This window comes from Frankia sp. CeCAU1 (genome assembly GCF_977971845.1).
In genome coordinates this window covers 1-11,206 of sequence record NZ_CDWWXA010000110.1, presented here as the reverse complement: position 1 = coordinate 11,206, position 11,206 = coordinate 1, and the positions used below count along the sequence as shown (strand labels likewise).

Genomic DNA, 11,206 nt, shown 5'->3' with positions numbered 1-11,206 from the left:
GGGCGGCGCCAGCGTAGGCGGTGTGCCCGCTGGGGTATTCGGGGTGCGCCGGTGGCGGTGTCGTAGCGCCGTGACATCGTAGCGCCGTGACCTCGCAGTGCCGTGACGTCGTAGCTGACCCACCGCCGGTCATCACGGTCATCGCTGGCCGGGGTCGGATGATGCCGGATCCGGTCCGGTGTCCACCGTCGGTCGGGACCGTCGTCGGTGTAGGTCCAGGCAGACGCGCACGTAGGCAACGACCACGATCAGCGCGGCCAGCGAGCGGACGAGCCAGGTGAGATCGTCCGGGTAGAGGACGCCCGCAAGGTAATGATCGATGAAACCGCCCTGGTAGGCCGGTTGACCATCGAGCCGTCGCAGATACTTCTCCAGCGGGGTCAGCGGACAGGTGAACCCGATCGTGATGATCGTTACACCCCAGATGACGGCGGGCACATGCAGCCAGAGCAGCCAGCGCCGCCGCCGGACCAGCAGCCCACCGAAGATGATGAACGCGATCCCGAGCAGGTGGGCCACCACGACGAGGTCGGCGAGAATGTCGTACGTCATCGCTGCTCCCTATGGGCCACGGTACGCCGACCGCGCGGGATCATCCCGGCCCGGACCGCCGGAACCCGGGCATACGGTGGACCGGGCATACGGTGGAGAGGTGAATGCCGTGAACCCCGCGAATGCTATCGACCGGGTGGACGCCGTCGACGGGGTGGACAGCGGCCCGGGCCCGGGCCCGGGCCCGGTGACCTGGCCTGAGATCCTGCTGCGCCTCGACGACGATCTTGTCGACTACGAGGTTGCCATGGCACGGATGCGGGTGATGGTGCGGGAACGGATCGACGGCGTGCGGCCGGACACGCTGTGGTTCCTGTCGCATCCGCCGGTCTACACCGTCGGCAAGCGGACCCCGCCCGAGCACCGCCCGCTCGCGGGGCTGGGCATCCCGGTTCACGAGACCAACCGGGGTGGGCTGCTGACGTACCACGCCCCCGGCCAGCTGGTGGGCTACGTGATGTGTCATATCGGCGCGATGAACGCGGTGGTGCCGTTCCTGCGGCTGTTGGAGGCCCGGTTGGTGGACACGGTCGAGGCGCTCGGCATTCCGGCCGAGCGGCGGGACACCCCGCCCGGGTCCGTCGAGCTCACGGGGGTCTGGACCCGCCGGACCAACCGGAAGATCGCGTCCATCGGCCTGCGGTGCACGCGCAAGGTGACCAGCCACGGATTCGCGCTCAACGTCGACTGCGACATGCGGCCATGGACCTGGGCGACGCCCTGCGGCATGCCCGAGGTGGAGATGACCTCCGTGCAGCGGGAGCTGACCGACGCGGGGCGCGCCGTCCCGAGCATGGCCGAGGTCCGCGAGATCGCCGCCGAGATGCTCGGCGCACGCAACGCCCCGCACCCCCCGGCGCCGAACCTGAGCTCGGGGGATCTGGGCACGGGGACCCGAGCCGGTCGAACCTGAGTTCGGGGGACCTGGGTACGGTCGGTGGCCCCTGGACCGTTATTTCCTCCCCTGAATTCGGCGGCCCCACGACGAGTGCGCGATCGGCGACCTGGTAAGTCGGGATCAGGTCGACCGGGTCGACCGGGCCGGCGGGGAGACATCCACGGAACCCTCACTAAAGTAGCCGTCCAGAACGGACGGCACGGACGGCACGGACGGGGAGGATCGGGGAGAACCGTGGTAGGCCATGCGGGACTGGTCGTCGCCGGCCGTTACCGACTCCAGGACCGCCTCGGGGCTGGCGGGATGGGGGCCGTCTGGCGGGCGACCGACCAGATGCTGCGGGTCGACGTCGCGCTCAAGGAAGTCTCGATCCCCGTCGACTCGACGCCGGGGGAGTGGACCGAACGGATCGCCCGCGCACGGCGGGAAGGGATGAACGCCGCCCGCCTTCGGGGTCACCCCGGGATCGTCAGCGTCCATGACGTGGTCGAGGACGGCGGGCTGCCGTGGATCGTCATGGACCTCATCATCCCGGCTCGGTCGGTAGCGGACCGGCTGCGGGGATCGGGCGGGCTACGGCCGGATGAGACAGCGTCGATCGGAGCGGCGGTCGCCGATGCCCTCGCCTTCGCCCATGCGAAGGGCGTCGTTCATCGCGACATCAAACCGGGCAACATCCTGCTGGCGGAGAGTGGCCGGGCACTCGTCACCGACTTCGGTATCGCCGCGCACAACGACGACAGTCGGATGACCGCCGCCGGAGTGGTCGGCACCATCGCCTATGTCGCTCCCGAACGGCTTGGCGGTCAGCCCGCGGACGGGCGTAGTGACGTGTTCTCCCTGGGAGTCACCCTTTACCAGATGGTGGAGGGGAGGTTACCGTTCCAGGCCGACACGACCGCCGGGCTGCTCAGCGCGATCCTGTTCGAACCGCCGCGCCCGACCGTGCTCGCCGGTCCACTTCGGCCGGTGCTGGATGCGATGCTCGAGAAGGACCCGGTAGTCCGGCTGGATGCCGCGGCTGCCGCGCGCGCCCTCGCCTCCCTCGCGGCCGGGGGACCGGCATCACCGGTGCTGGTGCCGGCACAGGTACCGACACCGACACAGCTACCACCGCCGGCACAGGTACCGACACCGCCGTTGCCGCGGGTACCTACGGTCTCGCGACCGGCAACGGCCCTGCTGCCGCCCGTCGGCGAGCCGGAGGCAGGCGGTTCGCGGTGGCCTGACTCCGGGATGCCTGGGGCGCCTGGGCTGCCCGGGGCGCCTGGCCGTCCCTCAGGACGGGTGTGGCTCGTGGCCGGGACGTTGACAGCCGTCCTCGCGATCCTGGCCGGGGTGTTCCTCGCCCGCGGTGGTGTCGGTGCCCATCCGGGCAACGGGTCCCTGACCGGCACCGCGTCCGCGACGGTGGCCGCGACCGGACCGGAAGACGGCGTCCCGAGGGTATCGCCGTCCGCGGCCGCGAGCGGGGCGGGGAGTGGTGCCGCGAGCGGTGCGGGGAGCGGGGCGCGAACGAGTTCGGCCACTGCAGCAGGCTCCCCCCGACCGTCCCAGGAGCTCACCGTCGTGCCCTCCTTCTCCGCCGCCGCGCCCGGGGTGTCGCAGTACAGCGCCGACTATTACGCAACTCTCACCAGAAGCCGGCAGGACGGCTTCCTGCTGCGGGTCGGATTCGACGCGACCGGCCGTAGCGACCTGCGGGATCCGCGGACATCCTGCGTGCTGGTCTCGTCGGGTTCTCGCGAGCTCCGGCTGTTTCCCGTCCAGGCCGACGTGCCGGTGAGCTCCTCCGGACGGTACTCCGGAACACTGACGTTCTCGCTCGCGCTGTCGGGGAGCTACCGTTTCCGCTACTCGTGCCAGGCGGACTACTCGGCCGCGCTCCTCGGCACGGTGACGATGCCGTCGGTGGCGGTGAGCGTTTACGACGACAACTACTTCGTGAACGTGCTGGAGGTACGCGTCGGAGCCGGTCGGACGGTCGTGTTGTTCGCCGCAGCGGGAGCGGCGGACCTCCGGGTGCCGGTTACGTCGTGCCTTCGGTTGGAAAGCGGGATCCGTAGGCCTGTCGTGGAGCTGAAGACCTCGCGGAAGTCGCCGACGGGGGCGACGTACATCGGAACGATGCGGTTCGAGGGGACCCCGCCGGCTACCCTCGTCTATTCCTGCTCCGATTACTCGCCCGTCAACCTGTGACGGCCTTCGGGCCTTCGGGCTTGTCGCAGACCTGTCTTCGAACGTGTGTTTGGTAGTGTCGAAGCATGGAGATCGCGGCGTTCCAGGCCTCGTTGCTCGATGACGCCCCGGCGGTCGAGGTCGGTCCACTCGGGACGTCCGTCCGACGAGTCGGGCTCGCGCGGGGTGCGTGGGTCGACGTGCGGCCCCGCTGGATCGTTGGAGCCGACGTGCTCTTCGAGCGGCTGCGCGATCGTGTCCCCTGGCGGGCGGAGCAGCGGACGATGTACGACAGGGTCGTCGACATTCCCCGGCTGCTCGCCTTCTACGACGAGCGTGCGTCGCTGCCCGATCCGGCGCTCGGCGCGGCGAAGCGGGTCCTCGACGAGCACTATGCGGCCGAGCTGGGCGAGGGCTTCGCCACCGCCGGGCTGTGCCTGTATCGCGACGGGCGTGACAGTGTGGCCTGGCATGGCGATCGCGTCGGGCCGGGTGGGTTCCGCGACACCATGGTCGCGATCGCCGTTCTGGGTGCCCCGCGGGCGTTGCTGCTGCGGCCGCGGGGCGGGGGCGGGGGCGGCCCGACGATCCGGCACGACCTTGGCCACGGCGACCTGCTCGTGATGGGAGGCAGTTGCCAGCGCACGTGGGACCATGCCGTGCCCAAGACGGCGCGGCCGGTCGGGCCGCGGATCAGTGTTCAGTTCCGCCCGCGCGGCGTGCGCTGAGCTGGACCGTTCCCGCTTCGGTGGACCTCGCTCGGGCGTACGGGAAGAAGGCCCGGCGGGCGGCCCTGGCCCGGTACGGTCTCGATCGTTTCCTGCGGGACTGGGACGAGGTGCTCGCGCAGGTCACGGACTGAGCTCCGACATCTGGTTTATCCACATGATTGCAAGGAAATGTCCTTCACATGACGGGTAAACCGGAGCTGCCCGGCGAGTCGGGCGAGCCCGGCGAGCCATTGGACAGGTTCGTGCTGCCGCTCAGCCCGATCGCGCCCCGGCAGGCCCGGGTCCGGCTGGCCGCGGGCCTCGCCGGCACCGGCTTCGCGGCGGAGCTGACCGAGATCGTCGTGCTGCTCGCCAGCGAACTGGTCACCAACGCCGTCGTGCACGGCCGCGGTGAGCCGGTTCTGGAGATCCGGACAACCGACCACCAGGTGTGGGTCGGCGTCCAGGATCCGGACAGCCGCCTCCCGCAGGTGCAGCAGGTCGACACCGACTCGCTCGGCGGGCGGGGCATGCACCTGGTGGCCGAGCTCGCTGAGACCTGGGGCGCCGACGTCATCCCCGGCGACGGGAAGGTCGTCTGGTTCCGGCTGCGTCGGGAGAGCCCCGCCGTCGATGGTTGACCGCCGTCGATGGTTGACCGCCGCCACTGCGGCCGAGCGCGCCGGAGCTTACCTGACGGCGGGGCTTACCTGACGGCCTCGGGCAGGACGGGGGTGGGCGGGCCGAGAAGGAAGCCCTGGCCGTAGGGGATCGCGGTCTCCCGGGTGGCTTGGAGCTCGGCCGCGGTCTCGATGCCCTCGGCGACCACGCTGCCTCCGATCTCCTTGGCGACGTGCACCAGCCCGGCGGCCACGGCCCGCCGGGCCGGGTCGGTGTCGATGCCCTGGGTCAGGCAGCAGTCCATCTTGATGATCTCCGGTCGCAGCCGGACGAGCTGTTCCAGCCCGGCATAGCCGGTACCCACGTCGTCGGCGGCGATTCGGACGCCGAGCCGGCGCAGGTGCTCGATGTCGCGGTTGATTGCCGGAGTGTCGCCGATCCGTTCGTGCTCGGTGATCTCCACGAGGATGCGTTCGGCATCCTCGTTCATGATCATATCCACCAGGCCGGCCGAGAGAGTCGTCGCCGAGACGTTAATCGCGAGGATCATGTGCGTCGGCAGCCGGGGCAGCACGGCGAGCGCGCGTCGGACCGCGGCGAGTTCGAGATCGACGTTGAGGCCGACGGAGCCTGCCGCGGTGAACCACTGTGACGGGCTGCGGGCGTAGTCCGAGAACCGGGACAGCGCCTCCACTCCGATGATCTTTCCGTGTTCGAGGTCGAGCACCGGCTGGAAGGCGAGCGCGGGCCCCCCGCCGTCGATCACATGGCTGACGTCGCGCCAGACGCGGCTGCGGACCTCCCACATCCGGTGCAGGTCGGTCACGGAATCGCCGAGGATCTCCGCGATCATCCGCAGGAACCGGCCGTCGCGCGGCCGCAGGTGCGGATGCGGCCCGTGCCCGAGACAGCCGGCCAGGCCGTAGACGATGCCGTCGCTGTCGACCAGCGGCACGGCGGCGTAGGCCCCCACGTCGAGTTCGTCGACGACGGGCAGTCGCAGGATGCGCGGATCGGCTCGGGTGTCCGGGATGACGGTGGGAAACTCACCGGACAGGACGCGTCCGAACAGGGCGCTCTCGCGCCGAACGGTGGAGCCCGGGGCCAGCTGGAACGACGCGCCGTCCCCGTTGATGACCTGCACGACGAGGACGTCCGCCTCGATGCGACCGAGCCAGGCAAGATCCATGCCCAGATGGCGGCGCAGTATCCCCAGTAGCTCCACCACCGCCGTCGCCGGCTCGGGAACCTCGGCCTTCGGCCCGAGCACCGAGGCGGGGGTCGGACGGACCGACATCCGTACCACCTCCTCTCCTGGTGTTCCCTCGGGTTTTCCGCGCACACCCTGGTCGGCACCGAGATCTGTTACCGTTTCGTGACCGATATTTGGTTCTTCGTGAACGATATCGACCTGGTCATGAACGATATTGACCTGTTCATGACCGGCGTCCGCCACTGCCGGGAGATCCATCCACGGTCTCCCGTCTGTCTCCCCTCGCGCCCGTTGGCTCTTCGTGTTGTAGTAGACACGGGATTGGGACGGATGCCTGCTCGGCGAGCGAGGATGCTCGGAGGGGAGGCGGTGTCGCGTGGCGGACATCGTGGTCGGGATCGACGGGTCGACAGATGCCGAGCGCGCGCTGCGGTGGGCCGTGCGCGCGGGGCGTCGCTGTAGCGCGCGGGTGCGTGCCGTGCTCGTCTGGGCCGCGGCCGGCCCGTTCTGCACGCGGGTGAAGCCGCCGCCCGCCACCTCACCGGAGCATCCCCGCTGGACGGCCCAGTGGATGCTGCACGACGTCGTCAACCGGGTCCGCGAGGCCCAGCCCGACGCCTGGATCGTCGAGCGGACCGTGTACGGGAACCCGGTGGACACGATACTGACCGAGTCGGAGGGCGCGGTCATGCTCGTCCTCGGTGCCCGCGGCCGTGACCGGCCGCGCCGCCTGCCTGCCGGTTCGGTCAGCATGGCGTGCGTGTACGGGGCGTCGGCGCCGGTGGTCGTGGTCCACGGCAGGTCGGCGGAGCCGGCCGAGAGCGGGCCCGTCGTCGTCGGGGTGGACGGGTCCGCCTGCTCGTTGGCCGCGCTGCGGTGGGCCGCCCAGGAGGCGGCGCTGCGCCGGGCGTCGCTGCGCATCCTGCACGCCTGGGCGCCGCTGTCACCGGAGTGCGTTGTCCGGCTGGGACTCTGCGGTGCCAGGTCCGCCGGCGCGGTACCCACGGTGGGCGCCGGGGCCGTTCGTGCCGGGCCGGCTGGTGCGGCGTCGGCCGGGGCGGGGCTTGGCGACACGGATCCGGGCGGGACCGGATCTATCCGGACGGACCCGGGCGAAACGGGCTTCGCTCCGGGATTCGCCGGCCGTGGAGTTCGGGGCACGGCATCGGGGGGCACGGTACTCGATGATCGTCCAGGATTTGGTGACCCGGAGCCCGCCGATGCGGCGCTCGGCGGGTCGGCGCTCGGTGGTCCCGCGTTCGGTGCGACGGGATCCGGCGGAACGGCCCTCGTCGACGCCGCCCTCGAAGGCGCCGCGCGGGCCGTGCTGGACGAGGCGGTGCGCGTGGGTCTGCCCGAGCCGGGTGATCTCGATGTGCGCACGGACCTGATCCGCGGAGCGGCCGCGTCCAGCCTGCTGCGGGCCGCGGCGGGGGCGCAGCTCCTGGTCATCGGAGCCCGGGGCCGCGGCGGATTTGCCGAGCTGCTGCTGGGCTCCATCAGTTCACAGTGTGTGACACACGCCCAGTGCGCGGTCGCGGTCATCCGCACGCCCGGCAGTACGACGTGTAGTGATTAGTGCGACGTGTAGTGATTAGTGCGACGTGTGGTGACTCCACCGCGGCGGATCTTCGACCCGGTGTGCGTCCCTTTCCCTCGGGTCGTGGGCTCTTGGGCCGCGAGCCGCGAGCTTTCGGGTCGTGGGCCGAGATCGACCGACCGTCAGCGCATGACTGAACAGGAGATCAGCGACATCGTCACCGTCATGGGCGACATCGTCACGGTCCTCGCTGAGGCCGACCCAGCTGACAAGGCCGAGATCTACACCCAGCTCGGGCTCCAGCTGATCTACGAGCCGGGAACCCACCGAGTGACCGCCGAAGCCCAGCCTCAAGAGATCATGTACGAACGAGAGTGTCCGAGGGGAGGCTCGTACAGCATCCACGCAAAACCGGGCCAAGGCGAGCCTGGTGGTTTCGGCTCGTGTACCTGCGGTTATCACGCCCAGTGACGGGTCCCGGCCGGTAGCGGCGCGGGCGCTGGCCAAGGCGGGTGCCTGATGGCCGCCGAGGGCACGGCCGTGGTGGACGGTCCGGTTGTGGTGCCGTCGGCGGCGGGACGGGATGTGGCGGTCACTCTCGTCACCGTGATCATGGTTGTGGTCGTCGGGTTGACGTTCGCCTTCGGGTTCGGCAATGTGTTCCAGCTCGGGCTACGTCTCGGGGTGCCAGTCTGGGTTGCCCCCTTGGTGGCCCCTGCCGTCGATTTGTCCGTGGTGGGCCTTTTGCTGGGGACGCGGCAGTTGGCGGTGCAGGGCGCGCCGGCTGAGCTGCTGCATCCGGCTCGGCGGCTGTTGGTGTTCTCCAGCGTGGTCACACTGGCGCTCAATGTAGCTGAGCCGGTGATTGCGGGGGACTACGGAAAAGCCGCGTTCGATGCTGTTGGTCCGGCATTGCTTATTGGTTGGTCTGAAGTTGGCCCGGGGCTGTTGCGCGCGATGCGCCACCCCACCACCTTCCACCCCGAAGCACAGGACGTCACGATCCCTGCGCCCGCGTCCCGGCCGGCAGAGACCGGCGGGGCAGCGGCGTCCACCGCCGTGTCTGCGCCGTCCGGAGGCGAGAGCCCGCGGGCCGAGGTGGTGGCGGTTCCTGCGCAGCGCGCTCCCGGCCGGCCGAGCACCGTGGTACTCGACGGCTCGCTGGTGGAGCGGGCGCGCCGGGAGGATGCCCGCTACTGGGAGGAGCACCGCCGTCCGATCTCCTCGGACGAGCTGCGCAAGCGGTTGAAAGTCGGCTCGAAGCGGGCGCGGGCCCTGGTCACGCAGCTACGCACCGAGGCGCATCTGGTGTTGGAGGAACACGCCCCCGCCGCCGACCTGCCCGAGGTCGGTACGGCCGCGCTCGCGTCGGATGCCGACGACGGGTTGGTACCGGTCGGGCCGGATGACGTCGACATGGTTGATCTCGGTCCGGTGGAACCGGCCGGGACAGGTGTGCTGGCCGCGGTCGGATGAGGGCCCCCGCCCGGACGGGCGGGACGGGTGTGCACCTCGTGGGGTGTCGGGTGGCGGGTCCGGGCGCGGACACGCCAGCCCGCTCGCCCCCACTGGTCCCGACCGTCTGCCCGTTCTGTCTGTCCGTTCGTCTACCTCCGCCTGCCTGACGACCTCTTTGGGAGACCCTCGACGTGATCACGAATCCTCCGCAGCAGACCTACCTCGGCCGCCGCACCTACACCCGGCCCACCGCCCGCGTCGTGTCCAGCGCCGAGCACCAGCTCTGGCTGGTCCGCCACCTCACCCCCCGGGACCGGTGGATCACCCGCATGATCCACGAGCACCTGGTGTTGACCACCCACCAGATCGTCGAGCTGGGCTGGGTCACCCGCCGGTCGGCGAACATCCGCCTGTTGGAGCTGTACCGCTGGCGGGTCCTCGACCGGTTCCAGCCTCTGGCCGCCAGGGGCCTGTCGCCCATGCACTACGTCCTCGACGTCGCCGGCGCGGCCGTGCTGGCCCACGAGGACGGCCTGGACCCGAAGAAGATCGGCTACCAGCACGACCGGGCCATGGGCATCGCCCACTCCCTGCACCTGGCGCACCGGGTCGCGGTCAACGGCATGTTCACCCGGCTGGTCCACCACGCCCGCCAGCCCGACGCCACCAGCCGGCTCACAGCCTGGTGGTCGGAGGAACGCTGCGCCCGCTCGTTCGGCGACATCGTGCGGCCCGACGCGTACGGCAAGTGGGCACACGGCCGCGCCGAGATCGAATGGTTCCTCGAACTCGACTTCGGCACCGAAGCCCTCCGCCGCCTCACCTACAAGATCGACGCCTACGACCGGCTCGCCAAGGCGACCCGGATCATCACCCCGGTCCTGATCTGGACCACCACCCTGCGCCGCGAAGCCCGCCTCCGCGAGGCCCTCGCGGAGGCGCTGCGCAGCCTTGACGACCCGGCGCGGGTACCGGTCGCGACCACGGCCGCCGACCTCGCCGAACCCGACCAGCATCTCGACGCCACCCTGACCCGCTGGCTACCCCTCACCCGGCCCGGGACCGGTCGCCTCGGCCTGGGCCAACTGGCCGGCCTCTGGCCGCCCACCGCCAAGCCCCTGACGGAAAGCTTCACCGCCGATAGCGACCTCGGGCGTCCGACCCGGCTCCACCCGCCCCAGCCGATGCCACCCGCGGGCATTGATCCCCTGGAGCGCGCGGCCTGACCGCAGCTCCGCAAGGCCCGAGGGGTCCTGTCACCTGGGCGCCGCCCCAGGTGACAGGACCCCTCGGCACGAACGGGCATGGCCGCTACAACTGGCGGACAGCGTCTGCACCGAACTATGGGCTGCCTGGCAACGCAGCGATGGACTCCGGCGGTGGCCGAGACGCCGCCGGTCAGCGTTACCCGGTCGGTCAGGAGCCGTTGACCATGGCGAGGATGCCAGCGACAGCAGTGGCGGCACCGATTGCGCCACCTCCGCAGGGCCCGCCGTGCACCGCCAGGTGCCGCGCCGAGCAGCCCGACGACGGACAGGTCGACGACGGACAGGTCGACCGCCGGCGCCACCAGCGGCGCACGCCTCCCTGCACGCGATCGTCCGCGCCAGCGCACCCGACCCGGCGATACGCGTCCTCACTCTCGCCCAACCGCTCACCGTCCTGGTTCTCGTCGCGAGCGACAAAGCGCGAACAGGGGGCCACAGAAGGTGATATTTAGGGGGAATGGACGATCGCCAACGGCTTCTCCGGCTGATTTCGTTTGTTGCCTGGGCGGGCGAGCGGGGCTCGAACAGCTGCGGTCGGCGCTTCGCCAGTGGGCAGGACGAGTTGCGCTGGTACGGCTCGGCGATCGGGTGGCAGGCCGCGGTGGAACGCCGAGAGAGCCCGGCTCTGCCTGAAGGCAACGAGCTGCGCGCCGCGCTGTGGCGACTGACATCCTGGTACACCGGCGCCGTCTGGAGCGGCAACGATCCGACGGACCGCCACGACTTGGACACGCAGAAACTGCCCGCCGTCGCCCTGTCGGCGCTAGC

General features: G+C 70.6%; 11 protein-coding genes. 9 read left to right on the top strand and 2 right to left on the bottom strand.

Annotated features, from left to right (window positions below):
• Positions 1–138: 138 nt before the first annotated feature.
• Complete coding sequence (locus tag AC08OO_RS17420; protein WP_011436553.1) at positions 139–552, bottom strand: DUF2784 domain-containing protein; 414 nt, start codon at positions 550–552, stop codon at positions 139–141.
• Between the two features lie 109 nt (positions 553–661).
• Here AC08OO_RS17420 and lipB point away from each other — a divergent pair, with 109 nt between their 5' ends.
• The 4 genes from lipB (at position 662) to AC08OO_RS17400 (ending at position 4,979) form a co-directional block, all read left to right on the top strand.
• Entirely contained in the window at positions 662–1,465 is an 804-nt protein-coding gene (lipB, locus tag AC08OO_RS17415; protein WP_240724224.1) for a lipoyl(octanoyl) transferase LipB, read from the top strand.
• A gap of 219 nt (positions 1,466–1,684) precedes the next feature.
• The gene (locus AC08OO_RS17410; protein WP_476610785.1) at positions 1,685–3,649 is read left to right on the top strand and encodes a serine/threonine-protein kinase; all 1,965 of its coding nucleotides are present in this window, start codon (positions 1,685–1,687) and stop codon (positions 3,647–3,649) included.
• A 65-nt stretch (positions 3,650–3,714) separates the two neighbouring features.
• A complete protein-coding gene (locus AC08OO_RS17405) occupies positions 3,715–4,356 on the top strand; it encodes an alpha-ketoglutarate-dependent dioxygenase AlkB (RefSeq protein ID WP_476610786.1) in 642 nt (213 codons plus the stop codon).
• 182 nt (positions 4,357–4,538) lie between these two features.
• Complete coding sequence (locus AC08OO_RS17400; RefSeq protein ID WP_476607452.1) at positions 4,539–4,979, top strand: ATP-binding protein; 441 nt, start codon at positions 4,539–4,541, stop codon at positions 4,977–4,979.
• Between the two features lie 65 nt (positions 4,980–5,044).
• On the opposite strand, the gene AC08OO_RS17395 is transcribed toward AC08OO_RS17400, so the two are convergent.
• Entirely contained in the window at positions 5,045–6,256 is a 1,212-nt protein-coding gene (locus tag AC08OO_RS17395; protein WP_476607451.1) for a sensor domain-containing phosphodiesterase, read from the bottom strand.
• A gap of 292 nt (positions 6,257–6,548) precedes the next feature.
• Here AC08OO_RS17395 and AC08OO_RS17390 point away from each other — a divergent pair, with 292 nt between their 5' ends.
• The 5 genes from AC08OO_RS17390 to AC08OO_RS17370 all read left to right on the top strand — a co-directional run.
• Positions 6,549–7,751: a universal stress protein gene (locus tag AC08OO_RS17390; protein ID WP_476607450.1), complete on the top strand. Its 1,203-nt coding sequence runs from the start codon at positions 6,549–6,551 to the stop codon at positions 7,749–7,751.
• A gap of 150 nt (positions 7,752–7,901) precedes the next feature.
• On the top strand, positions 7,902–8,183 hold the full coding sequence (locus tag AC08OO_RS17385) for a hypothetical protein (RefSeq protein ID WP_476610787.1): 282 nt from the start codon (positions 7,902–7,904) through the stop codon (positions 8,181–8,183).
• 48 nt (positions 8,184–8,231) lie between these two features.
• Positions 8,232–9,188 (top strand): hypothetical protein, encoded by a 957-nt coding sequence (locus tag AC08OO_RS17380; RefSeq protein WP_476610788.1) that lies wholly within the window; start codon positions 8,232–8,234, stop codon positions 9,186–9,188.
• 173 nt (positions 9,189–9,361) lie between these two features.
• Entirely contained in the window at positions 9,362–10,396 is a 1,035-nt protein-coding gene (locus AC08OO_RS17375) for a replication-relaxation family protein (RefSeq protein WP_476610789.1), read from the top strand.
• Between the two features lie 499 nt (positions 10,397–10,895).
• A partial coding sequence (locus tag AC08OO_RS17370; protein WP_476618764.1) for a hypothetical protein occupies positions 10,896–11,206 on the top strand: 311 nt, incomplete at its 3' end.

Bases quoted from the DNA above. Each gene is read 5' to 3' on its own strand.
- AC08OO_RS17380 (WP_476610788.1), top strand. From the start codon at position 8,232: ATGGCCGCCGAGGGCACGGCCGTGGTGGACGGTCCGGTTGTGGTGCCG.
- AC08OO_RS17395 (WP_476607451.1), bottom strand. From the start codon at position 6,256: ATGTCGGTCCGTCCGACCCCCGCCTCGGTGCTCGGGCCGAAGGCCGAG.
- AC08OO_RS17400 (WP_476607452.1), top strand. From the start codon at position 4,539: ATGACGGGTAAACCGGAGCTGCCCGGCGAGTCGGGCGAGCCCGGCGAG.
- AC08OO_RS17420 (WP_011436553.1), bottom strand. From the start codon at position 552: ATGACGTACGACATTCTCGCCGACCTCGTCGTGGTGGCCCACCTGCTC.
- AC08OO_RS17405 (WP_476610786.1), top strand. From the start codon at position 3,715: ATGGAGATCGCGGCGTTCCAGGCCTCGTTGCTCGATGACGCCCCGGCG.
- AC08OO_RS17385 (WP_476610787.1), top strand. From the start codon at position 7,902: ATGACTGAACAGGAGATCAGCGACATCGTCACCGTCATGGGCGACATC.